The organism is [Clostridium] symbiosum, from assembly GCA_036419695.1.
GTDB lineage: Bacteria > Bacillota > Clostridia > Lachnospirales > Lachnospiraceae > Otoolea > Otoolea symbiosa_A.
Map to the genome: position 1 here is coordinate 1,894,372 of CP143946.1, position 25,637 is coordinate 1,920,008.

23 protein-coding genes are annotated in these 25,637 nt (G+C 51.3%); 15 read left to right on the top strand and 8 right to left on the bottom strand.

Going from position 1 to position 25,637, the window contains the following annotated elements; translation table 11 throughout:
• The first annotated feature begins 213 nt into the window (after nucleotides 1-213).
• From V3C10_08755 to V3C10_08765, 3 genes are all read left to right on the top strand, one after another.
• A complete protein-coding gene (locus tag V3C10_08755; GenBank protein ID WVP63875.1) occupies nucleotides 214-1,458 on the top strand; it encodes an AI-2E family transporter in 1,245 nt (414 codons plus the stop codon).
• Between the two features lie 69 nt (nucleotides 1,459-1,527).
• Nucleotides 1,528-3,786: a SpoIID/LytB domain-containing protein gene (locus V3C10_08760; protein WVP63876.1), complete on the top strand. Its 2,259-nt coding sequence runs from the start codon at nucleotides 1,528-1,530 to the stop codon at nucleotides 3,784-3,786.
• Nucleotides 3,787-3,815: 29 nt separating this feature from the next.
• Nucleotides 3,816-4,565 (top strand): GH25 family lysozyme, encoded by a 750-nt coding sequence (locus V3C10_08765; protein ID WVP63877.1) that lies wholly within the window; start codon nucleotides 3,816-3,818, stop codon nucleotides 4,563-4,565.
• 130 nt (nucleotides 4,566-4,695) lie between these two features.
• Here V3C10_08765 and V3C10_08770 read toward each other — a convergent pair whose 3' ends face one another.
• Nucleotides 4,696-5,580 (bottom strand): acetamidase/formamidase family protein, encoded by an 885-nt coding sequence (locus tag V3C10_08770; protein WVP63878.1) that lies wholly within the window; start codon nucleotides 5,578-5,580, stop codon nucleotides 4,696-4,698.
• Nucleotides 5,581-5,651: 71 nt separating this feature from the next.
• Nucleotides 5,652-6,872, bottom strand: coding sequence for a 6-phosphofructokinase (locus V3C10_08775; GenBank protein ID WVP63879.1), 1,221 nt, complete (start codon nucleotides 6,870-6,872; stop codon nucleotides 5,652-5,654).
• 162 nt (nucleotides 6,873-7,034) lie between these two features.
• Here V3C10_08775 and V3C10_08780 point away from each other — a divergent pair, with 162 nt between their 5' ends.
• A complete protein-coding gene (locus V3C10_08780) occupies nucleotides 7,035-7,922 on the top strand; it encodes a prepilin-type N-terminal cleavage/methylation domain-containing protein (GenBank protein WVP63880.1) in 888 nt (295 codons plus the stop codon).
• A gap of 188 nt (nucleotides 7,923-8,110) precedes the next feature.
• On the opposite strand, the gene aroE (V3C10_08785) is transcribed toward V3C10_08780, so the two are convergent.
• The 5 genes from aroE (V3C10_08785) to aroE (V3C10_08805) all read right to left on the bottom strand — a co-directional run bounded on the left by aroE (V3C10_08785) (nucleotide 8,111) and on the right by aroE (V3C10_08805) (nucleotide 12,944).
• Nucleotides 8,111-8,986, bottom strand: a complete 876-nt coding sequence (gene aroE / locus V3C10_08785) for a shikimate dehydrogenase (GenBank protein WVP63881.1) — start codon at nucleotides 8,984-8,986, stop codon at nucleotides 8,111-8,113.
• Between the two features lie 22 nt (nucleotides 8,987-9,008).
• Complete coding sequence (aroD, locus tag V3C10_08790) at nucleotides 9,009-9,770, bottom strand: type I 3-dehydroquinate dehydratase (GenBank protein ID WVP64600.1); 762 nt, start codon at nucleotides 9,768-9,770, stop codon at nucleotides 9,009-9,011.
• Nucleotides 9,771-9,940: 170 nt separating this feature from the next.
• A complete protein-coding gene (locus V3C10_08795) occupies nucleotides 9,941-11,272 on the bottom strand; it encodes a GntP family permease (protein ID WVP63882.1) in 1,332 nt (443 codons plus the stop codon).
• Between the two features lie 15 nt (nucleotides 11,273-11,287).
• Nucleotides 11,288-12,061 (bottom strand): SDR family oxidoreductase, encoded by a 774-nt coding sequence (locus tag V3C10_08800; GenBank protein ID WVP63883.1) that lies wholly within the window; start codon nucleotides 12,059-12,061, stop codon nucleotides 11,288-11,290.
• Nucleotides 12,062-12,098: 37 nt separating this feature from the next.
• Nucleotides 12,099-12,944, bottom strand: a complete 846-nt coding sequence (gene aroE, locus V3C10_08805; protein ID WVP63884.1) for a shikimate dehydrogenase — start codon at nucleotides 12,942-12,944, stop codon at nucleotides 12,099-12,101.
• 316 nt (nucleotides 12,945-13,260) lie between these two features.
• Here aroE (V3C10_08805) and V3C10_08810 point away from each other — a divergent pair, with 316 nt between their 5' ends.
• Both V3C10_08810 and V3C10_08815 read left to right on the top strand, forming a co-directional pair.
• A complete protein-coding gene (locus V3C10_08810; GenBank protein WVP63885.1) occupies nucleotides 13,261-14,157 on the top strand; it encodes a LysR family transcriptional regulator in 897 nt (298 codons plus the stop codon).
• 143 nt (nucleotides 14,158-14,300) lie between these two features.
• On the top strand, nucleotides 14,301-14,810 hold the full coding sequence (locus V3C10_08815; protein ID WVP63886.1) for an SEC-C metal-binding domain-containing protein: 510 nt from the start codon (nucleotides 14,301-14,303) through the stop codon (nucleotides 14,808-14,810).
• Between the two features lie 244 nt (nucleotides 14,811-15,054).
• On the opposite strand, the gene V3C10_08820 is transcribed toward V3C10_08815, so the two are convergent.
• Nucleotides 15,055-15,222 carry a hypothetical protein gene (locus V3C10_08820; GenBank protein ID WVP63887.1) on the bottom strand — a complete coding sequence of 56 codons (168 nt, stop codon included), beginning with the start codon at nucleotides 15,220-15,222 and terminating at the stop codon, nucleotides 15,055-15,057.
• A gap of 315 nt (nucleotides 15,223-15,537) precedes the next feature.
• On the opposite strand from V3C10_08820, the gene V3C10_08825 reads away from it, so the two are divergent.
• The 9 genes from V3C10_08825 to V3C10_08865 all read left to right on the top strand — a co-directional run bounded on the left by V3C10_08825 (nucleotide 15,538) and on the right by V3C10_08865 (nucleotide 25,459).
• Nucleotides 15,538-16,224, top strand: a complete 687-nt coding sequence (locus tag V3C10_08825; protein ID WVP63888.1) for a transaldolase family protein — start codon at nucleotides 15,538-15,540, stop codon at nucleotides 16,222-16,224.
• A gap of 40 nt (nucleotides 16,225-16,264) precedes the next feature.
• Entirely contained in the window at nucleotides 16,265-17,119 is an 855-nt protein-coding gene (locus V3C10_08830) for an NAD(P)-dependent oxidoreductase (GenBank protein ID WVP64601.1), read from the top strand.
• 31 nt (nucleotides 17,120-17,150) lie between these two features.
• Nucleotides 17,151-17,822: a DUF4867 family protein gene (locus V3C10_08835; GenBank protein ID WVP63889.1), complete on the top strand. Its 672-nt coding sequence runs from the start codon at nucleotides 17,151-17,153 to the stop codon at nucleotides 17,820-17,822.
• A 59-nt stretch (nucleotides 17,823-17,881) separates the two neighbouring features.
• Nucleotides 17,882-19,888 (top strand): alpha-glucosidase, encoded by a 2,007-nt coding sequence (locus V3C10_08840; protein ID WVP63890.1) that lies wholly within the window; start codon nucleotides 17,882-17,884, stop codon nucleotides 19,886-19,888.
• 6 nt (nucleotides 19,889-19,894) lie between these two features.
• Nucleotides 19,895-20,659: a sulfite exporter TauE/SafE family protein gene (locus tag V3C10_08845; protein WVP63891.1), complete on the top strand. Its 765-nt coding sequence runs from the start codon at nucleotides 19,895-19,897 to the stop codon at nucleotides 20,657-20,659.
• A 38-nt stretch (nucleotides 20,660-20,697) separates the two neighbouring features.
• Nucleotides 20,698-21,789, top strand: a complete 1,092-nt coding sequence (locus V3C10_08850) for a tripartite tricarboxylate transporter substrate-binding protein (GenBank protein WVP63892.1) — start codon at nucleotides 20,698-20,700, stop codon at nucleotides 21,787-21,789.
• 164 nt (nucleotides 21,790-21,953) lie between these two features.
• On the top strand, nucleotides 21,954-22,421 hold the full coding sequence (locus V3C10_08855) for a tripartite tricarboxylate transporter TctB family protein (GenBank protein WVP63893.1): 468 nt from the start codon (nucleotides 21,954-21,956) through the stop codon (nucleotides 22,419-22,421).
• A 5-nt stretch (nucleotides 22,422-22,426) separates the two neighbouring features.
• Complete coding sequence (locus V3C10_08860) at nucleotides 22,427-23,974, top strand: tripartite tricarboxylate transporter permease (protein WVP63894.1); 1,548 nt, start codon at nucleotides 22,427-22,429, stop codon at nucleotides 23,972-23,974.
• Between the two features lie 147 nt (nucleotides 23,975-24,121).
• Entirely contained in the window at nucleotides 24,122-25,459 is a 1,338-nt protein-coding gene (locus V3C10_08865) for a fucose isomerase (GenBank protein WVP63895.1), read from the top strand.
• Nucleotides 25,460-25,637 lie beyond the last annotated feature (178 nt).

Below are 25,637 nucleotides of genomic sequence, written 5' to 3' on the forward strand. Positions count from 1 at the left end.
AACGATAAAAAGCAGCGAGCAATCGCTGCTTTTGCTTTGTCTTGAAGCTGAAAATAACGTGCGTGCCTGTCCGACGTGCACAGGCGGCATCCCATGAGGCGTATTTTCACTCAATGTTTACTTTTTGTTAAGAAATCTTTACATGATATTACTTGCCAAATAAGGAGGACTTCCTGTATACTGATGGTGAATAAATACGGACGAGGGAAAAACATGAAAAATAATGAATTTAAGCGTTACCTTTACACCGGTCTTACGGCGGTTACCGTGATTGCGATCTGCATCGTGTTCTGGTACTGCATCCAGTATTGGGATCAGGTGGCAAAGGTGATACATCTGATTATCGGAATTGTCGCACCGATCATATACGGTGCGGTGCTTGCCTATCTTACAACCCCGATTTACAACCGGGTGACAAATGCCGTTAAGCAGAAACTCCTGAAGGTATGGAAGGACGAGAAGCATGTGACGGGCATTGCAAAGGCGGTCGGGACCGCGGCCAGCGTGTCCCTCGTCCTGGTAATTGTGGCTGGCCTGTTCCAGATGCTGATTCCGCAGATGCTTGAGAGCCTGGCCGGGATTCGGGATTCGTTCCCTACCTATTTGCAGAACCTCTATTCCTGGATACGCCAGGTCCTGGCCGACAATCCGGATATTGAGGAGATGGTGTTAAGCAACCTGCAGAACGGGGTCCAGATGGCGGAAAACTGGCTTGAAAAATCCTTTACCAATATTGACATGACAAGGCTTGGAGAATTCCTGACCGGCGTCTCCAGCAGCGTCCTGAGCCTTCTGGTGTTTGTTAAGAACTGGCTCATTGGCCTGATCGTCATGGTCTATCTTCTGAACATTAAGGATACCCTGGCAGCCCAGGGAAAAAAGGTAATCTACGGCTGTCTTAACCTCAAATGGGCCAACAACGTGGTGGAAGAGCTCCGCTTTGTGAATAAGATGTTCGGCGGTTTCATCATTGGAAAGCTGGTGGATTCCCTGATCATCGGCATCATCTGCTTTATCGGAACGTCGCTTATGAAGATGCCCTTTACCCTGCTGATCAGCGTCATTATCGGAGTGACGAATATCATTCCGTTCTTCGGTCCGTTCATCGGGGCGATACCGACCGGGTTCCTGGTACTGCTGGTAAGTCCGGTCAAATGTATTTATTTCCTTATATTTATCCTGCTTCTCCAGCAGTTCGACGGCAATATCCTGGGACCGAAAATTCTCGGTGATTCAACGGGACTTTCCAGTTTCTGGGTTCTGTTTTCCATTTTGCTGTTCGGAGGGCTTTTCGGGTTTGTCGGAATGATCATTGCGGTTCCGGCATTTGCGGTTATTTATGATCTGATTGCCAGGGCGGTCCATTTTTCACTCAGGAATAAGAACCTGTCCATGGCAACGGAAGATTATAAGGACCTGGATCATATTGACGAAAAAAACGGTAAGTTCATTAAATAACAGTGAGAAACGCTTTGCGTCCATTTCATTGCCAATTCACAATGAGACGCTGTCCGGGAAAGGATTTTTATGAGATCAAAGAAGATGGTTTACTGGGCCTTCCTGATTCCGGCGGTTGTGATAGTCCTGATTATCATAATTGTCAAACTCGATACAGCAGATAATTACATTTCCCGCGCCATGGCATCCAAAGCCATGGCGCTCGCGCTGACGGACAAGGACGGCTGCCTGTCCTCCCAGAAGGAGAACGGCTCCCATCTTCCCGCCAGGATGCAGGAGGACTGGTCGGCGAAATACATTGATTACCTGCTGGAGCAGGGGTTGATCGAGGAGGGAACCGTTAAGGAGGATGATTATGCATCCTCGGCTCTTACATACGGGGAGGCGGCATTTGCGGCGGAGCAGGTGTCAAAGGGGCTTTCACAGGCTCTGGGCGTCTCCAGGAAGAAGTATAACAAGCCGATGCCAAAGGAGGAGTGGTGGCTCTTTTATCCGTCGTTCCTGAAAGCCGCAGACAAGGAACAGGAGGTTAAGGAAGTCGACCTTCTGCTTTATGGAACTCCCGATAATGTGAAGGAGGCGGCGCCCTGGACCGCGTATACGAGCGAAGGCATTATGGGCTTTGAGGGACTCTCCATGGATTCCCACATCGACCGTGAGATCCGCGTCCTGGCCAGAAACGGCGAGATGATACACCTCACCGAGGAGGTGTCGGAGGACGTCGTATACAGGAATGTATGGCTGGCGGCCGGCGAACGCGATAAGATGAATCTTTATATAGGCACCATTGTCCGGGAATTTCCACTGGCAAAGGAAGTGGAAGAGCAGGAGAGCGGCGTGCTGGCCGATATCTCCCTGAGCAGGGGTAAGATTAAAAAGCTGTCCCTGAAAACGGATACAATCGAGGGAAAGGTCCTGGCGGTCCGCGACGATTCAATTGAGATCGAAGGATACGGGGAGGTGCGCCTCGATAAAGACTTTAAGGTATATAAGACATACGGTGTGGTAAAGGAGCAGAGGAAAAAAGATATTCTGGTGGGATATAATCTGGAGAAATTCGTGGTGGCCGATAAAAAGATCTGCGCGGCCCTGCTGGTAAAGAGCTTCTCCGCAAAGAACATCAGGGTTCTTATCATGGATAAGGGATTTTCCTCGATTTTCCACGATCAGGTGATACTGAAGGCCGATACGCCGCTGACGGTGGAGTACGGCGATTCTACGGAGCGGATCGAGGCGGGCAGCGAGCTGGTCATCAAAAAGGATGATGAACGCCTGAACAAGGGCAGGATCACGGTGGAGCCGGAGGATCGGCAAAAGGGAATTCAGGTGCTGAGCGTCAGCAGGCAGCAGGGGACGCCGGAATATTTCGGCTGTTTTGAAATCAGCCGTGAATCGAAAGGGCTCCTGCTTCTCAACGAGGTCGATGTGGAAGATTATCTGACCAGGGTGGTGCCGAGCGAGATGCCTCCCTCCTATGAGGTTGAGGCGCTGAAGGCCCAGGCGGTCTGCGCCAGAACCTATGCCTACCGGCAGATTCAGGCCAATGCCTACAGCCAGTACGGCGCCCATGTGGACGACAGCACCAATTATCAGGTATATAACAATATTGAATCCAACGAGAGAACCGACCTGGCTGTCAAGGAGACGGACGGAGAGATGGTATTTTATGGGGACACCCCGGCGGAAACCTACTATTTCTCCACCTCCTGCGGCTATTCCACCGACGGGACGATCTGGGGAGCCGATATAAAGGATGTGCCGTACCTGAAGGGAATTTCCCTCACCGAGGACGGCGGCATGGATGACCTGACGACAAACGAGGCCTTTGTGCCGTTTATACAGGGGCAGGGGACAAAGAATTACGATTCCGGATATTCGATGTACCGCTGGTCCACAACGGTCACCAACAAGAAGCTGGCCGAGAAGATAGACGGTATCGGGACGATTCAGGCTCTCTTTGTAACCGAACGCGGCACGGGCGGAATCGCAAAAACCGTGAAGGTGGTCGGAAGCGACGGAGAAAAAGTCCTGAAGGGCCAGACCCAGATCAGGAACACGCTGGGCTCTCCAGAACTTGTTTATAAGAAAAACGACGGTTCCACGATGACGGACTGGTCGTCCCTGCCGAGCGCTTTTATTGCGGTGGATGAGACGGCGAGAGACGAGGAGAAAGGCACCAGGACCTTTACGATCTGGGGCGGCGGCTACGGCCACGGCGTCGGAATGAGCCAGAACGGCGCCCAGCAGATGGCAAAGGAAGGAAAGACCTACAAAGATATTCTGTCCTTCTTCTACAGCGGAATCGAGGTCAGGGAGCTTACAGAGTAAAACAGCGCTGGGATGCGGTATGATAAACCATGTTAAAAAAACACAGGATGAACAGGAAGATAAAAGCAGCCCTGCCGTTTACCGTTTTATTGGCGGCAGCGTTCCTGACAGCAGCGCTGTCGGGATGGCTGCCGCTCAACGCATATTTCTCAAAACAATATGAGGTGAGAGGTGTTGACGTATCACATTACCAGGGGACCATAGACTGGGAAAAGCTGAAGGAACAGGATGTCGGTTTCGCGTTTATCAAGGCGACGGAGGGCAGCGGCCATGTCGACGGACAGTTTGCGGCGAACTGGAAGAATGCCGGGGATGCGAAACTTAAGACGGGAGCCTACCATTTTTTCAGCTTTGACAGTCCGGCTAAGACCCAGGCGGAATTATATATTGATACGGTCGGCGAGCTTTCGGGCCGGATGGTTCCGGCCGTGGATGTGGAATACTATGCCGGGAGGAAGCAAAATCCGCCGGATAAAGAAGCGGTGGTTCAAAGCCTAAGGGAACTGCTGGGGATTCTGGAAGAGCATTATCATGTGAAACCGGTTATCTATACGACCTATGCAGTTTATAACCGGTACATCAAGGGCGAATTTGACGAGTATCCCCTCTGGATCCGCAATGTCTATTATCCGCCTGTTTTTGGTGATAAGAGCGGATGGACGTTCTGGCAGTACTCGGATACCGCGGTGCTGGAAGGATATGAGGGGACGGAGAAGTATATTGACATGAATGTGTTCCGCGGATCGGAGGAAGAACTGGAACAATATCTCGTGCCGTGAATGGTTTGTAAAAAGAAAAAGATATTTTGATTAACAGGCAGCAGTTGAGAGGCAGCAAAAAGACAGGCAGCAAAAAAGGGAACTTCCGTTTCACATCATTTATGTGGACGGAGGTTCCCTTTTTTCAGTGTTATTTATTCTTGAAAATTCCCATTGGGATTTCCATTCTCACCGTCTTCATCGGGTTGACGGTCTGGCATACGGCCAGATCCCCGCAGAGACTTAAGAGAAGAGAGGTGTCCTCGTAGCTGAGGTCTGCCTGGGAAGAGAGAAAGGTTTCCATCCGCAGGGTTGCCAGTTTCCAGGCATCCTCCACCGTTCCGGCAGCGGCGATCACGATGAAACGTCCGTCCGTGACGGCAGCCGGCCATTTAAGAGGACAGTCTTTTAAGACCGTGACGCGGACCGTGACGACGCCTTCGATCTCCAGACCGCAGCCGCAGACTTCACCGTCGCCCATGACGGCGTGAAGATCTCCCATGGATAAAAGGGCGCCGGGGACATTGACCGGAAGGTAGAGTGTGGTTCCTGTTTTAATCTGGGTGCAGTCCATATTGCCACCATGATCGAGGGGCGTCATGGTGGAGACTTCGCCTTCCTTCGGTGCGGTACCGATGACGCCAATCATCGGATTAACCGGGATTTTTATGGAGCTGTTGAATTCGGCTTCACCGTCTTTGACTGAAAAACGGCGGAAGTATTTTTCGGTGAGAAGTCCGTTGTCCCAATCGGTCTGAGGGAAAGACCCGCAGACGCCGACCGGGCCCATGGCGATATCGAGGATTTCGATTTTCAGGGTGTCACCGGGGCCGGCATCCTCCACATAGAGGGGGCCGGTTACCGCATTGCCTTTGGAGGAGTCGATATTTGAAAGATTGGCTCCCTCGCTGAGAAGCTGGTTGAAGAAACAGTCGTAAGTCTCAAAACGGACCGTGTCCCCGGAAGGAACGCTGAGCGCCGGTTGAACAGCAGGGGAGAAAGCAAAATGAACATGTTCTTTTGTGATTGTGGTCATGGCAAATTTCCTTTCCTTTTATATTTTGTTTGCGGTTTACGGCAGGAAACACTGAGAGCCGCAATAAAAGCTTATTTTCGGTAGAGGTAAAGCGGCAGGCCGTTCTCCATCTTTCGTTCTGCTTCTCCATGGATTAGGGGAAGTACATAGGTGAGGAACTCCGGTCCGATATCGGTTCCGTTTTTTGTGATCCATTCGGCCGGAAATGTTTTCTCTTTATTGCAGATTTCATTGACGTCGGCCAGGGTGCACTCCATCGTGTACGGCTCGTCCCCGGTACGTTTGAACGCTACCATCATTCCGCTGACGCCCTCCATTGCATTTTTGACGCCGTAGGAGCCGGCCTCGGCGGCCTCCTCTATATCCTGGGCTGAGACAACCATGCCGGAGCAGCGCTGGCTTACATTCACTTCCACGGAACGAACCTTGACGCCGAACTGGTTGCGGATATAATTTTCCAAAATCTCGCCGCAGCCGGTCAGCATCTTATGGCCGAAGGTGTCGAGCTGGGCCTCATTGGAGTATTCACAGATAAAGTGTCCGGCGCTATCCGCAATTCCTTCCGAGACGCAGACAACGACGGTCTGGCTTTTTTCAAATGCCTTCTTTAAGTCGATGGAAAACTGTTCGAATTCAAAAGGGGCCTCCGGCAGATAAATGAGAAGCGGGTTGTCCCCCTCATGTTTTCTTGCCAGGACGCTGGAGGCGGTGAGCCAGCCGGCGTGACGTCCCATGAGTTCCACGATGGTGACGGATTTCTGCTGGTAAACGGAGGCGTCCAGGGTAATCTCACGGACGGTGGAGCCGACGTACTTTGCGGCGCTTCCGAATCCGGGCGTGTGGTCCGTCCCCACGAGATCATTGTCGATTGTTTTGGGGATTCCGATGAAGCGGATATCACTGCCGATTCCGGCGGCATAGCGCGACAATTTGCTCACGGTATCCATGGAGTCATTGCCTCCGATATAGAAGAAATATCCGATATCGAGTTCCTCAAATTTGTGGAACAGGGTGGGATAGAAAGCAGCGGAAAGATTTTCGGGGAGCTTAAAACGGCAGGAGCCGAGGTAAGCGGCAGGAGTCAGTTTGAGGAGATCCAAGTCTTCCTCGCTGAGTTCCGCCGACAAATTCATGTATTTCCCGGCCAGGAATCCTTCGATTCCGTTAATCATGCCATAAACAGTCCCTACTTTGTCAGGATGGTTTTTTCCCTCTCTGATGACTCCGCAGAGGCTGGCGTTGATCACGGCGGTCGGGCCGCCTGACTGGCCGACGATAATATTTTTCTTCATTATGTGTTTCTCCTTTTTTTCAGAGGTATGATATCTTATATTCTATAATAGAGGAGGGAAGATTTCAACCGGATAATACTTTGGAATTGTGAATTGTAATTAGCCGGGGCAGGTGGTAAAATATAGATAGTTGGATGGATTCCCGAATGGGAGTACTTTGTTTTGGGAACGGCGTTTCAATCAGCATGGGAAAAGGGATACGGTATGAGAAAAAAAGACAGGGGTTTCAGCCTGATAGAGCTGATAATTGCAATTGCAATATTGATAATACTGACTGGGCTGCTTGCCCCCCAGTTTATGAAGTATATTGAGAAGTCGAGAAAAGCTGCCTGCCTGCATGCGATGGATACGATTGCGGAGGAATATATAGTAGGGATAACTGATCTTGGAAAGGCGCCGGATCAGAATTCGGCCGTTGATTTATTAAGTGATATCATCGTGGAGCATGGAGGGGATAAAAAATGGAGTGAAAGCCAGGAGGACAAGTCTATTTTCTATCGATTTTCCGGCATATGCAAAAGCCGGGGAAATTATAAATGTCAGTTTCTGAATGATTTACACTCAATTACACTTGAATGTAGCGAGCATGGAGGCTGGACAATGGATATTGTCACGCTGAGCCATCTGCTGAATGAGATGAATTTAGAAGAATATAAGATTGTCAACGCGGGTAAGACATACAAAACTCTGGCAGATTATTTTGGCAATGATGCGGGAAAAACCTTGGATTCCGAGGCAAGCACGAAAAAAACAGATGAAGTTTATGGAAAGTATGGTTCCCTGGCCAATATTGTTGAGATAGAATTAAAAAAACAGGGGGTAAATGTTTCGGCTAAAAGCTGGACGATGCGTAAGAATGGTAATAGTTATGAACTCTATCTTACTAATGAGAAAATAACGGAACAGGATAAGAATACTACTGTGAAGTGCACAAAATATGATACAGCAAAAAATGAAATCATTACAGGAACAGCCCGAGTAATAATGAAAGACGGAAAGAATGGAAAATTTCCTGCCGTAGATTATGGTTCTTTTAAAAAAGATGAGTAATCCTACAGTTTGCGTTGGAAAAATTGATTTAACAAAAATATTTTCATAGCGTGTATAAATTCAAACAGGGAGGTTATACTGTAAGTATCACAAAAGAGAAATTTTTGAATACTTATCCTCCCCTTTTTAAACCGGCTTGTCTGCAGATTGCAGGCAGGCCGGTTTTTTTGTATTATAGGAACACTTTCCTATGAAATGCATTCCGCCGCTTCACTCATTGCCTCCCGCATCTCTGCGACAGGCTCTTCATGTCCGGTCCACAGGGCAATCTGACGGGTGGCCTGATAGACCAGCATCCCGAGTCCGTTTACGGCGGTACAGCCGGCTTCTTCGGCTTCCCGGAGGAAACGGGTCCTCACCGGATTGTAGGTCGCGTCAAAGCAGATTTGACGGGGCCGAAAACATGCTTCATCTAACGGTGTCTCATCCAGATGGCCATACATGCCAAGTCCGCTCAGATTCATCATGACGCCGCACTGTGCCGCAGCTTTGCGGACAGCGGTGCGGTCGGTTACCGGCAGTGCGGTGGCCGTTCCCGGGCTTATCCGGTTAATCTGTTCCGCCAGTTCGCGGCACGGCGTTTCAAAATCCGAGATATAGATGTGCCCCGCCTTATGTAAGGCCAGTTCCATGCAGATGGACTTGCCGGCTCCCCCTGCGCCGAAGCAGAGGAAGGTATTGCCGGGGATTTCCACCTCGGTTTCTTCCTGTATAGAGCGGAGCGCTCCCAGGCCGTCCGTGTTGTATCCCTTCAGGGAACCGTCTTCCTGCACCACCACGGTATTGCAGGAGCCCATCAGACGCGTCATCTCATCTGCGTCGTCCAGATATTTCATCACGGCAATTTTATACGGTTTTGTGACGGCAAAACCGGCAAAGTTCATATGGCGGATTCCGCTTATAATCTTCCCAAGGTGTTCCGGGTTTTCTACCTCAACGGGGAGATAGCAGCAGTCCCAGCCCTTTTTTTCATATACCCTGTTGTGGGAGACCGCGGAGACGGATTGGCCCAGCGGATATCCCAGAAGGGCTATCAGTTTTGTATTGGTGGTAATTGAGTTCATGATATTCTCACTTTCTCCCCGCTCACAGCGCGGTGTGGAAGAGATCCAGGGCGCTGGACATCCGGTCGACCGGGATTTGGCCGGGAGCGGAGCCTGTGCCGACCGCGCCGAAGGTCATGGAGGAGCCGAAAACCTCCGCGGCCAGACGGCTGACAACGCCTTTTCCGCCCATGGACATCGTGATAATAGGGCGGTTGGCATAAGCTTCATGCATCCTGGCCGTTGCGGCGAGAAGTTCCAAAACATCGTCCGTGCCCCTCGGCATCACCGCCAGCTTTGGAATATCCACGCCCATATCCTGCATTTTGCGCAGCCGGTAGAGGATTTCCTCACGGGGAGGAGTCTTGTGGAAATCGTGGTTGGAACCGATGACCAGGGCGCCGGCCGCATGGATGGCGGCGATATTTTCCCTTGCCGTCTCATCGTCCATAAAAATCTGTACATCGATCAGGTCGGCGCTGCCGCTTTCGGCGGCCAGACGGTTTAACGCTGTATACTCTGACAGGGATATTTCTTTTTCACCGCCCTCCTCCGCCGTGCGGAAGGTGAACAGCAGCGGGAGAGAGGGGAGCGATTCACGGAGCCTGTGCAGCGTATTTAAAACCTGCTCCGGCTCCAGAGCGTGTTCAAAGAAATCCACGCGCCACTCCACCATATCAATGGCCAGATTGCGGATGGCCGCCGCTTTTTCTAAAATCTTTGTTTCGGTTACTTCCACGATTGGCACGATAATGCCGGGAACTCCGGCTCCGATTTCCTTTCCGCGGACCGTTACGGTTTTTATCATAATCATTCTCCTTTATAATCAGATTCTTTTGTAATCAGATTCCTGCTTATCGGGTGCGGCCGTATCAATTGCAAAGCCGCACCCGGTTCTCTTAAAAGTGAAGTGTTGGCTGCAGTTTTAGTTCACTTCTGTTTCATCAATCCTTAATCCCAGGCTGCGGTTTTTCCCTAGATAATTCCAAGGGTCATAAAGAGCAGGATGGAAACCACACAGCCGATAGAGGTGACGACGATATTTGTGAAAAATACGTATTTATAGGATTCCTTTGCCGTCAACTGTGTATAGACGATAGCGGTGATGAAACCTCCGCTGTGCGGCAGTGTATCCAGGCCCGCGCCGGCCAGGCAGATAACGCGGTGCAGGATCTCCAGGGGGATGCCCGCAGCCCGGCAGAGTTCGATGTATTTCGGTCCCAGGGAATCCAGGAAAATCTGCAGACCGCCGGAACATGAGCCGGTGGCGGCCGAGACAATGCCGGTGGCCAGAGAGGCGGAAATGAGCGGGCTCATAGCCATGGAAAGTGCGAAGTCTACAACTGAGGCAAAGCCGGAGGAGGCCTGTACCACGCCGCCGAAACCTACGATAACCGATGTGTTGAGCAGGGCAGTGATGCTGTTTTGGGCGCTCTCGTTGATTGAATTCAGCGGATTCTTAATGCGTTTCCAGAACAGGCAGAGCACCATGGCAATTCCGATGGACAGGGCGATATTCACCGCGTAAACCGTGTCCAGGGTATTACGGGTAAAGAAAATGAAGAGAATCAGAACTGCCATCGGCAGCATGGACAGCGCCCAGTGCGGGAGTTCGTCGTTCTCCGAGATACGGATTTTATTAAGGTCGTCACGGGAACCGGGCAAAAAGCCGATACCGGCCGCGGCCAGCCGTTTCTGCTGGCGTACCAGGAAAACCATGCCCAGGGCAAACATCACGATGGAAACCAGGGTTCCGTTAAGCGGGGCCGCGTAGGCGTTTGTGCCAAGCACCGCACAGGGGATCAGGTTCTGGATGGCCGGGGAGCCGGGCAGGCCCACCATGCTGAAGGTCGCGCTTCCAAGCAGCATTGCCGCCGGAAACAGGCGCTTGGGAATATTTTCATTGTTGAACAGGACCAGCGCGATGGGATAAATCGTGAAGAGCAGCACAAAGAGATTGATTCCCCCGTAGGAAAGGATTCCGCTGACCAGAACAACAATCAGAAGTCCCTTGCCGTTTCCCAGCGTGTTCAGCAGCTTGACCGCAATCGATTTTGCCGCCCCGCTTTCACCCATCAGGCCGCCGAAGACGGTGCCGAGAAAGAACAAAAGGAGATAGGTCCCAGCGTAGTTTTTCATCGAGGACGCATAGCTTACACTGAAGGCCTCCCAGAGATTCATCCGGTTGGTGATGATGACGGCCAGGGATGCGGCGATAGATGTGGGTATCATGCTCCAGCCCTTGAAGCTTAAGTAAATCAGCAGGCCCAGCCCGATACCAAGGCCTAAAATTCCAATACCATCCATTGATATTTCCTCCTTTTATTTACTCAGGTAGCCGCCGTCCACCGGGATAATCTGTCCGGTCATGTATTCGGAGGCATCGGATGCGAGAAAGACCGCCAGCCCCTTTAAATCCTCCGGCTGCCCCCATCTGCCTTTGGGAATGCGTGTGCAGATGCTTTCGTACTGCTTCGGGTTCACTTCTTTTATGTTCTTAGTCAGCTCCGTCACCATGTAGCCGGGCGCAATGGCATTGACATTGATGCCCTGTTCCGCCCACTCGGTGGACAGCACCTTGGTGAGCTGTGCCACGCCTCCCTTGCTGGCTGTGTAGGCCGCGATCATGCTGGCCCCGTCGAAGGAACTTAGGGATGCGATGTTAATAAGGCGCCCGTAACCCTGCTCAAGCATCGTACGCCCCGCCCGCTGGGCCATGAAGAATAACGCGTTCAGGTTGAGATCCAGTACCCTGCGCCACTGGTCTTCCGGGAAATCCTTTGCCAGGCAGCGGTATTGGATACCGGCCCCGTTAATCAGGATATCGAGGCGGCCGCCCAGGTAACCGAGCGCTTCGGCATACATCCGGTCCAAATCGGAGGTGTCGGACAAATCACCTTTTACCCCATACACCTTTGTTCCGAGCTGCGAGAGTGTCTTTGCCGATTCGAACACGGTCTCGCTGATATCGAGGAGCACCACATCGGCGCCTGCCTCACAGAGTCCCTCTGCAATGCTGTAATTCAGTCCTCGGGCGCCTCCCGTTACAAGCGCTTTTTTTCCGGTTAAACTCATCTGTTCCAATATATTTTTCATCTTTCAATACTCCTTTTCCATAAAATTAAACAGCTGTTTATCCAAATACTGCCTTACGCATGACATCGGAAGGCGCCTCCTTGCCGGTCCAGATTTTAAAGGCGATTTTTCCCTGATGGAAGAGCTGCACCTGGCCGTTTAAGTGACGGCATCCCAGTTCGTCCGCCGCCTGGAGGAATTTGCTCTTTAAGGGGTTGTAAATGACATCCGCCACCAGAAGTTCCTTCCGGAGAAGGGAGGTGTCGATGGGCGTCTCATTTTCATGAGGCGGCATCCCGATAAAGCTGGCGTTGATGACGACATCGGACTGATCAATGAAAGGTTTAAAATCTTCATCGGTCTTAAGCGGCACACAGCAGTCGTAAACATTGTGATTGATATTGTCGCAGAGCGTTTTGGCATCCTCAAAATAGAGGGATTCCAGGAAAATACGTTTCGGCTTTCTGGAAGCCAGCACCGTGGTCAGAGCCCGGGAAACGCCGCCGGCGCCGATGATAAAGAAGGTGTTATCCGGGATATTTACACCGAAATCTTCTTCCAGGCCGCGGACAAAACCTTCTCCGTCGGTGTTGTACCCCATCATTTTTCCATTCTCAAATTTGACGGTGTTGACCGCGCCGATGAGGCGGGCCATCGGGTCGATTTCATCGAGATACTGCATGATTTCAATCTTATAAGGAATCGTCACGGTCAGTCCCGCGTAATTTTGTTCGGGAAGCTTCATCAGCACGTTTCTGAAATCTTCCGGGGCTGCGTTGATGATGGAAAAATGATAGTCCAGGCCCTTTTCCCGGAATGCCGCGTTCATCATGGCGGGAGACATGCTGTGACTGATGGATTCTCCAATAATTGCCACCTGCTTTGTGGATTGATTCTCGTTCATATAGTTAACCTCCTGGTCTGTGTTTGGTTTTCATTGCCTGCCCGGCAGAGTATCCCGATGCGGTTCACATCTTCCGCCGGCCGGAAGGCGCCTTTTCCGGTACCGGCCATGCAGATGCCGCAATAGAGCGGCAATGGTGAACTGGTTGAATTTTCTGCCGTGTTAAAATGTTCCTTTGTGATAATTTGATGATATAATAAAGCGGGGAAATAAGGAAATACTTATATTTTATGGAAAATCACAATAAAACTTATCATTGACAGTGGGAAAATTGTGAATTATCATAAAAGACAAAGAGCCCGAAGGAGAGAGAGGAATGACGCTTAAGCAGTTACAATATTTTCAGAAGGTGGCGGAGACCGGGAATTATACGAAAGCCGCCCAGCTTCTTTTTATATCCCAGCCGGCCCTCAGTTTCTCGATTCAGGAGCTGGAGAAGGAATTGAATGCCCCACTTCTGAAGAAGGACGGGCGGACCGTGGAGCTTACGAAGTATGGCGAGATTCTGCTCGGCCACGCAAAAAGGATTTTCGGGGAGATAGAGAGCGCCGTGGACAGTATCGACTGCCTGGTGAATTCCGACAGAGGCCACATCACTCTCTCCTATATCAGCGCGATGAGCGCCGTATTCATCCCCCGCATTGTCCGGGCGTTCTGTGAGACTCCGGAGAATCACAGCGTGAAGTTCACCCTCCTTGAACAGCCGACCAAGGAGGCGGAAGAGTCCGTGCTTTCGGGGAAAAGCGATGTGGGTTTCGGCTCGCGTCCGGAATGCACAGCTTTGACGTCGTTTCCCGTCTATATGGAGGAGATGGCTCTGATTGTGCCTCCGGGACACCCTCTCGCCTCCCGGGAAGAGGTCTGCATCCGGGACACAAAGGACTGTCAGTTCATCGCATATAACAAATCGAGCGGGCTGCGCCATGAGAACGACAGAGTCTACGAGGCCCAGGGGATTAAGCGGAAGATTGTCCATGAAGCGGTGGACAATATCATGGTCACACAGCTTGTCGCGGCTGGGATGGGCGTTGCCGTGGTACCCAGGCGGTACGGCGACAGCCGTTATCACGTTACCTGCCTGCGGTTGACGGATTATGTGACGCCGCGCACGCTCTATATGTTCTGGAAGGAAGACCGTTTTATCTCTCCTGCAGCAAGGCGTTTTTTGGGGTTTGTGAAAGAGCAGGCGGCTCTGCTGCCCGTACAGGAGTGAGGGAGGATGACTGTTCACACAGGATGTATTGTGTGATACGTGTTAATAAAAAAATATTTTGCAAAAACCGTCAACATGTTATATACTAGAGACGGACTGACGCATTTGCGTTAATAATCACGGAAAAAGGAAGGTTATTACATATGACATTGTTGGAAAACTGGCGTAATCTTGCATACGGCGATGGGATGGATGATAAACAGAAGGAAGAACTCTGGTCCGGATATTTTGCAATTGAGAAAGGAATCTATGAGAAGATCCTTTCCAATCCCACAGAGGTAATAGAAGGCACAGTGAAAGAGCTGGCCGAGAAATATGAGACAGAAGTATTAATCATGACGGGATTTTTAGACGGAATCAACGAGAGCCTGAAAGGCTACGAGAATCCAATCGAGACGATGGACGAGGATACCACAGTTAAGATTGAGATCGATCCGGAGAAATTATATTACAATATGGTAGAGGCAAAGGCTAACTGGCTTTTTGAACTTCCACAGTGGGATTCCATCCTGACCGAGGAGAAGAGAAAAGAGCTTTATAAAGCCCAGAAAGCATCCGGAACCGTCCGCAACGAGCAGAAGATCTATCCAAACGATCCATGTCCATGCGGAAGCGGAAAGAAATATAAGAAGTGCTGCGGCCGCAATAAATAATAAGCGGTAAAGGGCAGAGAGAAGAGAACGGTAATAACCGGCAGAGGAACCTGAATGCAAGTCAGGGTTTCCCTGCCGGTTTTTTTGCGCTCATTTTATAGACTGCCTTGTATCCGTCCGCCCTCCGGTATGACAGGCAGCAGACGAAGGTTCCAACCGCCCAGGCGGCCGGCCGATCCACCAGACGCCGTGCCGAGGCCCGATGCGACGGCAATATAAAGGACGGTGACCGGATAACATGTCCCTACGGTCCAAGGGAGATGGAACCGATGCAGTTGCCCGCGATCCAGCTGTCGGCGAGATTGTAGGCCTGCTGAAAAAACATGCCCGCAAACATGGGAAGAGAGTAGGAGAGAAGAACCGGGAGCGGCCTCCCTGCCGTTAAATCTTTTGGACGAATCAACTCCTTCATAAATAATCCTCCTTTCACAGCCCGTTTGCCCGGAGCATGCGTTTACGGAACAGGCGGAGCCGTTCCTTCCAATTATTATAATAAATGTTGAGAACAGAAAAAATCGGTAGATTGCATAAAATTAATTAAATAAATTAAACAAAGTAACTAAAAACAAAAAAGTTATTAAAGTCCTGTTGACATTTGTGCAATGTTGCCATATCATATTCTCATAACCGAGAAATAACAGGGAGAAGTCATGAAAAAGCTCTTTGAAATTTCTTTGAACTTATTGGATGATTAAATGAATTAATTAAAAGAAAGAGAGGGAAAGAAATGAAATACTTTTTAGACAGTGCAAAACTTGATGAAATCCAGTACGCTTACAATACCTTTGGAATTGACGGGGTGACGACAAACCCAAGACATATTATGGTCAGCGGAAAACCGTTTATGACGGCGATTACCGATATCGCGGAGTGGATTAAGTCCGAGGGAATCGAGGGCGTGGACAAGTTTCCGGTATCCGTAGAGATCAATCCCCACCTGGATGATGCGGACGAGATGGTGGAGATGGCTAAAAAGGTTTCTGCCATCAGCCCTAACTTTGTAATCAAGATTCCGGCTGTGGAGTCCGGCATCACGGCAGCCAGAAGACTGGAGAAGATGGGGATCCGTACCAATGTAACCCTCGTTTTCTCACCGGCCCAGGCCATTCTTCCGGCCAAAAACGGTTCTCTCTTCGTTTCCCCGTTCATCGGCTGGAAAGAGGCCAACGGCGAGGACTGCAGGGAATACATAAAGAACATCGTTGAAATTTATAAAAATTACGGCTTCTACGGAAAGACGGAGATCATCTGCGCGGCAATCCGCACGCCGAAACAGATTGTGGACTGTGCCGTAGCCGGAGCGGATATCGTGACAACCGGCCTCGACGTATATAAGGATACGATGAAACACGCATACACCACACAGGGCCTTGGAACCTTCATTAACGCATGGGATAACACCATTACAGAATAGGCCGCGGTATATATCACCGGAGAAAGGAATGATAAAAACCATGAAGATAGGATTTATCGGACTTGGCATCATGGGAGAGTCCATGAGCGAGAACATTGTAAAAAAGCATGACGACACGGTTTATGTGTTTGATTTTGTAAAAGAGAAGGTGGACCTTCTGGCATCAAGAGGCGCAGAAGCCTGCGGCAGCGCAAAAGAGCTGGCTGAAAAATCGGATGTAATCATTTCCATGGTTCCGAAGTCGGAGCACTCCAGGGCGGTTTACACAGGGATTTTAGACGTGCTGGACGTGACAAAGACCTGCATTGACATGAGCACAATTGACCCAAGCGTTTCCATCGAGATATCGGAGATGGTTAAGAAAACGGGAGCCGGATTCATCGACGCCCCGGTTGTGAAGTCGAAACCGGCGGCCATTGCCGGTAAACTCGGCATCTATATGGGTGGAGACGAGGAGACATGTGAAAAGATGCGCCCTGTCCTCCTTTATATGGGGGAAAATGTAATCCGCATGGGCGGCAACGGCAAGGGCCTGGTTATGAAAATCTGCCATAACGCTCTTGTTTCCCAGATACAGAACGGCGTCAACGAGACGATTGCGCTGGCTGAGAAGAACGGGATCGGCGTCAGCGCTTATGCGGAGGCCATCTCCTATGGAGGCGGCCAGAACTTCTATCTGGACGGCAAGAAAACGCCGATCGAGAAGGAAGACTATACCACCGCATTTTCCGTGGAGAATATGGCGAAGGACGTCCATATCTGCATGGAGCTGGCAAAAGAGTGCGGGCTTTCCATGCCGGGTGAACAGAATGCCTGCCGTGTCTACGACAAAGCGCTGGAACTGGGTTACGGAAAAGAAGATTTCTGCGCCACGATAAAGGTGGTAAGGGGCTGATCTAAGATAGAAAGAAGAAAGGCGGATAAGCATGACAACGCTTGAAAGGCTGAATCAGGTCAACGATGTGCCCGTCCTTTCCGTGGAGGATGCGGAATTTGCCTCCTATGGACGGGTGGTGACGGGATATGATATGTCTGCACTGATCTCCTTTATGGAAGAAAACACGGAGATACCAGAGGACGGAAATGTATACCTGGCCTCGGTGCCGGAGCTGGAAGCGGAGCCGGTATTCCGGGACATCCGTGACAAATTTTACGGCGAGATGGAGATTCAGGTAGGCTACTGCAACGGACGGAATACGACATACAACGGTTTTGAGTATCACAAGGGAAGCGAGATTAACGTGGCGGTAACCGACTTTATGCTGGTGCTGGGCCATGTATGGGAAATTCATGACAATACATACCGGGTGGAGGACGCAAAGGTCTTTTTCGTGGAAAAAGGCACGGCAATCGAGATGTACCAGACCACGCTTCATCTGTCCCCCTGCCGCGTGACGGACGAAGGATTTAAAGGGATCGTAATCCTTCCCAGAGGAACTAATACCCCGCTGGAACACAAAAGCGAGCCGGCGGATGCGGAGGGAGCCCTGCTGCTTCAGAAGAATAAATGGGTGATCGCCCATGCGGAGCGGGAGCCGTTAATCAGACAGGGAGCCCATGCCGGACTCATCGGTGAGAATAAGGAATTACATTATTAAGGCGTGATGCCGCCGCCCGTAAAAAGGGCGGCAGCGGCAGATTCGATAAGGAGATTTATATGGAACTGATTCGAAACGGCAATGAATTCGCATTAAAACACGGCTCGGAGACGATTCTGGAATACAGAAAAGACCTTCCGATGATCTATGTCGGATGCGGAAAAGAAAATGTGGATATGTACCGCGGCAATTTCAAGATTGAGGATTACGTGACGGAGCGCAGGGCGCTTTCCGTTACGGGAACCCGGGAAACGCCGGACGGCCTGGTATTTGATATGGAGGGGAAGCTTTCCATGACCCTGAAACTGGACGGCGGCTGTGCGGTGCTCTCCTTTGAACAGAAAAACCCGGCCGTCAACCGGTTCTGGTTCCGTGTCAGCGCGGACGCTGATGAGAAATGCTATGGATGCGGCGAACAGATGTCATACTTCAACTTAAGGGGAAGACATTTTCCGCTGTGGACCTCCGAGCCGGGCGTTGGCAGGGACAAAACCACTTATGTGACATGGCGTTCGGACGTGGAGAATAAGGCGGGAGGGGATTATTACAATACTAATTACCCGCAGCCCACCTTTGTTTCCACAAAGCGTTATTATCTCCATGTGGATTCCACGGCCTATGCCGATTTTGATTTCCGCAGTCCCGGATTCCATGAATTGCAGATATGGGAAGTGCCGGCCTCCATCCGCATCGAGGCGGCGGAAAATTTCGTGGAACTCCTGGAAAAGGAGAGCGCCTTCTTCGGACGGCAGCCGGAGCTTCCGGACTGGATTTATAACGGCCTGATTATCGGCGTCCAGGGAGGAAATGAGCGTTCCTTCGGCCTTCTTGAAAAGACACTGGAACACGGCATTAAAGTTTCCGGCATCTGGTGCCAGGACTGGTGCGGCAAGAGAGTAACATCCTTTGGAAAACGCCTCCAGTGGGACTGGCAGTACCATAAGGAAATGTACCCCGGCCTGCCGGAACAGATCAAAAAGCTGCATGAGAGAGGAATCAGGTTCCTGGGCTACATCAATCCGTACCTGGTAAACGACGGGGATTTATACCGCCGGGGGAAAGAAGCAGGCGTCTTCGCCACCAAGGCGGACGGCAGCGATTACCTGGTGGATTTCGGGGAATTTTATTGCGGCGTGGTGGATTTTACCAACCCTGCCGCCTATGAGTGGTTTAAGAATGAGGTAATCATAAAACACAGCCTGGATATCGGAGTGGACGGATGGATGGCGGATTTCGGCGAATACCTGCCGACCGACGACATCGTGCTCGCCAGCGGGAAATCGGCGATGGTGGAGCATAACCACTGGCCGGCCCTCTGGGCAAAATGCAATTACGATGCGCTGGTGGAAACGGGAAAGCTCGGTGAGGCGGTCTATTTCATGCGGGCCGGAGGCACCGGAAGCCAGAAGTACTGCACCCTTCTCTGGGCGGGCGACCAGTCGGTGGACTTTACAATCCATGACGGCCTGGCAACCGTAATCTGCGCGGCCCTGAGCGCCGGTATGACCGGCTGCGGCTTAAACCACAGTGATATTGGGGGATATACCTCTCTATTCGGAAACACAAGGACAAAGGAACTGTTCCTGCGCTGGGCCGAGATGGCGGCATTCACGCCGGTGATGCGGACCCATGAGGGAAACCGGCCGGACGAGAATTTCCAGTATTATGAGGACGAAGACTGCATGAACAGGCTGGCCCGTCTGGTGGATGTCTATACGATGATGGCCCCCTATATAAAAATGCTGGTTGCTGAGAATGCGAAGACGGGAATCCCGGTGCAGCGCCCTCTGTTCCTGCACAACGAAGAGGATGAGGTATGCTACGATATCCAGTATGAATACATGCTGGGACGGGATGTGCTGGCAGCTCCCGTCTATCTGGCGGAACAGATCCAGTGGGAGGTTTATCTTCCAAAAGGAGAATGGATCCATCTGTGGACCGGGGACGAATACGGGAAAGGCAGCCATACGGTTCCGGCCCCCCTCGGCGACACGCCGGTATTCTATAGAAAAGATTCGGAATATGCGCCGCTGTTTGAAGAAATCCGCAGAAAACATGGGAAGTAAACGCCGATGACAAATTACATACTGTTTCTTCTTATCATATTATTCACCAACATCATCCAGGGAATCACCGGCTTCGCGGGTACCATTCTCGCCATGCCGCCCAGCCTGATGCTGGTGGGATATCCGGTAGCCAAACCGGTGCTCAACGTGCTGGGGCTTTTATCAGGGATTTACGTCTTTGCCGGTAAACACAGGAGCGTCTGCTGGAAGGAATTAAAAAAGATTGTGGCCGTCATGGCGGCGGGCATTATCGGAGGGATTCTGATCAAAGGGCTGTTTGCAGGCAAAGAACAGGTTCTTTATAAGATTCTCGGAGTCTTTATCATTTTTCTGTCCGTTCAGGGAATTTACACACTGAAAAAGGGAGACGGAAAAGACGGGAAGAAAGCGGCTTTAGCAGCGCGGGAGAGGGGTAAAGATTCACCGGCGCTGTATCTGCTGCTGGTGCTGGCCGGTATCGTGCACGGGATTTTTGTATCGGGAGGCCCGCTTTTAATCGGCTATCTGACGAAAAAGATACCGGACAAGGTGAGCTTCAGGGCCACCATCTCCACGGTCTGGATTTTTTTAAACGGCATGATTCTGGCGGACGATATCAGGATGGGGCTGTGGAATGCGGAACTTGTGAAAATACAGCTGATTTCCATCCCGTTTCTGCTGGCCGGAATGTTTATCGGGGCAAAGCTCTATGCGAGGATGAGCCAGAAGCTGTTTATGATGATTACATATCTGCTGTTGTTTATTTCAGGGGTATTACTGTTGGTTAAGTAGCAAAAGAATATTTTAAATTTTACAGGAGGGTTTTAATTATGAAGAAAAGAGTATTAGCACTGGCGATGGCGGCGGCAATGGCAGTTTCACTGGCAGGCTGTGGAAGTTCCGGTTCGGGAACGGCGGAGACGAAAGCTGCTTCGGACGGCAAGACGGAGGCGGCTGCCGATGCAAATGCGCCGGCAGCAGGCGGAAGCGGCCAGACAATTAAGATTATCTGCCCTTACGGCGTAGGAGGAACGGCCGATGCCATTGCAAGAAAATATGCCCTGGTAGCAGGAAAAGTTCATCCGGAATACAATTTTATCGTTGAGAATATGACCGGTGGAGACGGATTCTCCGCGGCAAACTGGTATACGGACCAGGATCCTTCCACTAAAGATCTCCTGGTATACGGATTTGGTGTGGCGTACCGTCATGACCTGGGAAAGAAATACCAGACAGAGGTAGTGGATTTTGACAGAAATGATATCTACCCGGTTGCCGATATTGATGACAGAACCTGGATTATGTACGCAAAACCGGATGCCACGCTGGCAGACCTTCTCGAAAAGTCTAAATCAGGCGGTATCAAGATGTCCGGCGGCAACCCGTTATCAGATCCGCATCTGGCTCTCGGTTCCCTGATTGCCCAGGAGGGCGGTAAGGTGATGGTAGTTCCTTATGATGGCGGAGCCGCTCAGAAGAAAGGTTTGACGGACGGCGAAGTGGATGTGTTCGTAGGTACAACCCAGGCCGGACAGGAAGATGTGGAGGCAGGGACCATGATCCCGATCCTGGCATTTTCCGACAAGAAATTTGAAGGTTTTACAGGCCCCAACGGCCCGATTGCGGTTCCTGGAATTGCAGGCGATGTAAAAGATCCCGCCCTGAATGCCGACGTTGATTACAGCGGTTCGATTCTTCCGGCCGGAGGATTTGTAGCAGTCCGCACCGGAGCCGACCAGGCCTGGATCGATGAGGTAGCCCAGATTTCCAAAGACGTGTGGGCATCTCCGGAATACAGCGACTGGATTGGCGAGATTATGCTGAACCGGTTTGAAGTGTACGGCGATGACGCGAAAGCGTTCCTGGAAGACGGATGTGCAAAAGCCCTCGCTGCATTTGAAACTCTGAGCAAGCAGCAGTAATAAGAATCAGTGATAAGAATCAGTAATGAGAACCATGACACTGACCGAAAGCCGTGTGCACGGGTCAGGTATCCAAAAGGGGCTGATGGGCTGCCGTCAGGCAGCCCATTCCCCGTATCTCAGGAAAATTTTTGCAGAGACTTCGGAGAAAGGAAGTGTTGTCAATGAAATTTAAAATTAAAACCAACTTCTGGTCCGGAATCCTTATGGGGCTGTTCAGTATTGCGATGCTGGCTGCGATGCCGTCTCAGGTTCGTCTCCCCATGTTTGACTCCGGTGCACCCAGCCCGAGAATTATTCCGGGCATCTGTCTGGTGGGAACCCTGATCTGTTCGGTTTTGCTGCTGATACAGAGCCTGGTATTTAAAAAAGAAAGGATTATTGAATTCGACTGGAAAAAGGAAAAACCATGTATTATTATGATCGTCCTTCTCTGTGTCTTTGTGGCGCTGGTGATTAACATCGGATTTATTCCGGGCGTAGTTATTATTTTCCCGATTATTCTGTTTTACTGCGGGGAGCGCAAACCTTTTATCTATATCTTTACGGTTGCGGCAGGGATTGGAATCTTTTTTCTGTTTAAATATGTATTCCATGTATCGCTGCCTGGCATTCCGGGACTGGGAGGTTGACTTTTATGGGAGATTTACAGCAGATTATTCTCGCTTTACACCAGGTGTTTACCGTCGGTAACCTGGTAATTATTTTCGGAGGCCTGGTCCTGGGCATGATCGTGGGATGTATTCCCGGCCTTTCGGTTACCCTGGGCATTATCCTGCTTCTGCCGCTTACCTATTCGTTTTCATCCCCGGACACGGCGATTATTTCCCTTCTGGCCGTATATGTCGGAGGCATGTACGGCGGTTCAATCAGTGCCATTACGCTGAATACGCCGGGGACCAACTCGGCCATTGCCACGACGTTCGACGGGTATCCGCTGGCGAAAAAGGGCAAGGTGAAGAAAGCGCTGGACACCTCGTTATTTGCCTCCACCTTCGGCGGCCTGTTTTCAGCCCTGTTACTTCTGGTCTGCGCCTCGTTCATCACGAAGCTGGTGTCCAAATTCGCGTCGGTGGAGTACTTCTCGATGGCGATCCTGGGCATTTCCCTGATAGCCGGCGTCAGCGGCGACAGTCTTCCAAAGGGAATCATGTCGGGCCTTCTGGGCATCCTGATGGCGTCCATCGGAGCCGATGCGGTAACGGGTGTCATGCGGTTTACCTTCGGCATCGATGCCCTGCGGTACGGAATTGACATGCTGCCGGCCATGATCGCCCTGATTGCGCTGACCCAGGTGGTGCAGAAGCTGAGGGACTTTGTCCTGGCAGAGGGAAAACTGGACGATATGACGAAGATTGATAATGAAGGGCTGACGTTAAAAGAGGCCAAATCGATCCTTCCGGCCTGTACGCGTTCCTCCGTCATCGCCTCGATCCTGGGCGCAATGCCCGGCGTGGGCGGCGGTGTGGCCCAGTTTATGTGCTACAACGAATGCCGGAGAGCTTCCAAACGTCCCCAGGACTTCGGCAAGGGGAGCCTGGAAGGAATTGCGGCGGCAGAGGCCAGTAACAACGCGGTGGTAGGCTCGGCCATGATTCCCCTCCTGACCCTGGGAATTCCAGGTGACGGAGTTACGGCGCTGCTTCTCGGGGCCTTTATCCTGCACGGCATCCAGCCCGGACCCAATATGTTTACAAAACAGGGTGTAATCGCCTATTCCATCATCCTGGGCTGCCTTGTGGCCAACCTTTTCCTGTACCCCATCGGCCTGGCCCTCACCAGGGCGGTTGCTAAAATTATCCAGGTGCGCTATACCTACCTGGCTCCGATCATCATTATCTTCTGTTTTGCCGGCGCGTTTGCAGCCACTGGAAACACGAAGGAACTGGTGCTGACCGCGGCTATTCTGGTGTTCAGCTACCTGCTGACGATACTGGACATCTCGTCCACTCCAATGATGCTGGGAATGATCCTGGCGGATATTATGGAGATGAACTTTGTCACCAGTATGATGAGCTATGATAAAGATTACCTGATTTTCTTCAAACGGCCGATTTCCTGCGTCATTCTGATCCTCACCGTAATTCTGGTGGTTTCCATGATCCGGATTAATAAGAAGGTGGAATCATTAAACCAGGCGCAGATGGAAGAGATGATGAAGGATCAGGCGGAAAGAAAAGCCTGAGCCTGTGAGACGAAACACTGAATCTGCGGGCAAAACGGAACCTGCGGGCAAAGCTGAATCCGCGGGCAAAAACGGAACCCACGGGGCAAAACGGAATCCGCGGGACAAAAACGGACCCGCGGCTGACAATGAAAAAGGAGAGAAAGAATGAGTTTTCAAGTTGCCTATATACCGATCGGCGTCGGCACGTTCCATCTGGAAAGTGCGCAGATCGAATTTGATAAATCCATAAAACTGCTGTCCTCCCTGACGGAGGACGGCGTATATCCTGACAAAATGCTTTTGACACTGGACGATTTAAATCAATTTCTGGATACTATCCACCCGGATTTAATTGTTCTTCAGAATATCACTTTTGCCAATGCGGCCTACGCAAGCGAAGTGTTAAAACGCTTTACCTGCCCGGTGCTTCTCTGGACGCTGAGGGAGCCGGTGATCGACGGCGGCAGGCTCCGCCTGAATTCCCTGACCGGGGCATATTCCGCGGCCAACGCCATCCGCGCATTCCGGGAGGGAGAATTTGAATATGTTTTCGGCTCCCCGGAGGAGGATGAAGTGGCGGCCGAGATAGGAGCTGCGATCCGTGCCGCTGATGTGCGCTGTAAATTAAGGAACCTTAAAATGGCGGCCATCGGCCATACCCCCCAGGGCTTCGGCTTTGGCCGGGCCCTGGATGCGGAGCTTCTTCATACCTTCGGAGTGACGCTGGAGGCTATCGAGGCGAGAGAGCTGATCGAGAAGGCAAAGAGCTTTACGGATGAGGAGTGCGGTGAATATCTCAAAGAAGCAAAACAGTGGATGGTGGGGATGGAAGATACCCCTGAGAAAAATGTAAAAGATTTTGCCCGTCTCTACAAGGCATACAAAGACTATGTAGAAGAGAACGGGATCGGCGCCCTGTCTTCCCGCTGCTGGCCGGACTTTTTCACTTCCTTTGGGACGCCGGTATGTTCGGTGCTTTCCCTGCTCAACGCCGCCGGGATTTCGGCGAGCTGTGAATCCGACGTGTACGGGGCGCTGTCCATGTTCATCGGAAGCCAGTTGACCGGTAAGGCGGCATTCTTTGGGGATCCCGTCTCCATGGATGAAAAAGAGGGGACGATCACCTACTGGCACTGCGGCATGGCGGCCTGTTCCCTGGCCAGGAAGGATACGGGGGCCCAGGTGGGAGTGCATCCAAACAGGAAGATCGGCCCGACCATGGATTTCGGCTGCGAGGCCTGTGAGCATGTGACTGTGTTCCGCGTCGGCAGAAAGACGGACGGCACCTTCCGTTTCTTCATCTCGCAGGGTGAGGCGCTCGACAAACCGAAGCAGTTCTGCGGTACCTCCGTCGTGGTGAAGACGGAGAAGGCGGCAAAGGACGTTGTGTACGACAGCGTAAAAGAGGGATGGGAACCTCATTTTGTAGTGATTTACGGCGATGTGGCGTCGGAGCTTGAAAAACTGGCACACATGACGGGAGCGGAAATTTGCCGTTACTAACCGGGAGCTCCTGACCGGAGGATATGCGGATGACGGCCTCTTGTTCCTGTTCAAAGGTAATGGCCTCTTAAACAGGTTCCCCACAGCGTACTTTCTGCTTGCTAAAAAAAACAATTGCACCTATACTAAAGAAAGAGATTGTCAAGGAAACAGTTTTTTTGTAACGGTCCGGGTGGGG

What these genes read in the sequence shown, in the direction of transcription:
- aroE (WVP63884.1), bottom strand. Translation starts at nt 12,944, where the DNA reads ATGAACGAGAATCAATCCACAAAGCAGGTGGCAATTATTGGAGAATCC.
- V3C10_08775 (WVP63879.1), bottom strand. Translation starts at nt 6,872, where the DNA reads ATGAAGAAAAATATTATCGTCGGCCAGTCAGGCGGCCCGACCGCCGTG.
- V3C10_08825 (WVP63888.1), top strand. Translation starts at nt 15,538, where the DNA reads ATGAAATACTTTTTAGACAGTGCAAAACTTGATGAAATCCAGTACGCT.
- V3C10_08800 (WVP63883.1), bottom strand. Translation starts at nt 12,061, where the DNA reads ATGAAAAATATATTGGAACAGATGAGTTTAACCGGAAAAAAAGCGCTT.
- V3C10_08860 (WVP63894.1), top strand. Translation starts at nt 22,427, where the DNA reads ATGGGAGATTTACAGCAGATTATTCTCGCTTTACACCAGGTGTTTACC.
- V3C10_08840 (WVP63890.1), top strand. Translation starts at nt 17,882, where the DNA reads ATGGAACTGATTCGAAACGGCAATGAATTCGCATTAAAACACGGCTCG.
- V3C10_08755 (WVP63875.1), top strand. Translation starts at nt 214, where the DNA reads ATGAAAAATAATGAATTTAAGCGTTACCTTTACACCGGTCTTACGGCG.
- aroE (WVP63881.1), bottom strand. Translation starts at nt 8,986, where the DNA reads ATGAACTCAATTACCACCAATACAAAACTGATAGCCCTTCTGGGATAT.
- V3C10_08765 (WVP63877.1), top strand. Translation starts at nt 3,816, where the DNA reads ATGTTAAAAAAACACAGGATGAACAGGAAGATAAAAGCAGCCCTGCCG.
- V3C10_08760 (WVP63876.1), top strand. Translation starts at nt 1,528, where the DNA reads ATGAGATCAAAGAAGATGGTTTACTGGGCCTTCCTGATTCCGGCGGTT.
- V3C10_08770 (WVP63878.1), bottom strand. Translation starts at nt 5,580, where the DNA reads ATGACCACAATCACAAAAGAACATGTTCATTTTGCTTTCTCCCCTGCT.
- V3C10_08810 (WVP63885.1), top strand. Translation starts at nt 13,261, where the DNA reads ATGACGCTTAAGCAGTTACAATATTTTCAGAAGGTGGCGGAGACCGGG.
- V3C10_08835 (WVP63889.1), top strand. Translation starts at nt 17,151, where the DNA reads ATGACAACGCTTGAAAGGCTGAATCAGGTCAACGATGTGCCCGTCCTT.
- V3C10_08845 (WVP63891.1), top strand. Translation starts at nt 19,895, where the DNA reads ATGACAAATTACATACTGTTTCTTCTTATCATATTATTCACCAACATC.
- V3C10_08815 (WVP63886.1), top strand. Translation starts at nt 14,301, where the DNA reads ATGACATTGTTGGAAAACTGGCGTAATCTTGCATACGGCGATGGGATG.
- V3C10_08795 (WVP63882.1), bottom strand. Translation starts at nt 11,272, where the DNA reads ATGGATGGTATTGGAATTTTAGGCCTTGGTATCGGGCTGGGCCTGCTG.
- V3C10_08830 (WVP64601.1), top strand. Translation starts at nt 16,265, where the DNA reads ATGAAGATAGGATTTATCGGACTTGGCATCATGGGAGAGTCCATGAGC.
- V3C10_08855 (WVP63893.1), top strand. Translation starts at nt 21,954, where the DNA reads ATGAAATTTAAAATTAAAACCAACTTCTGGTCCGGAATCCTTATGGGG.
- V3C10_08820 (WVP63887.1), bottom strand. Translation starts at nt 15,222, where the DNA reads ATGAAGGAGTTGATTCGTCCAAAAGATTTAACGGCAGGGAGGCCGCTC.
- V3C10_08850 (WVP63892.1), top strand. Translation starts at nt 20,698, where the DNA reads ATGAAGAAAAGAGTATTAGCACTGGCGATGGCGGCGGCAATGGCAGTT.
- V3C10_08865 (WVP63895.1), top strand. Translation starts at nt 24,122, where the DNA reads ATGAGTTTTCAAGTTGCCTATATACCGATCGGCGTCGGCACGTTCCAT.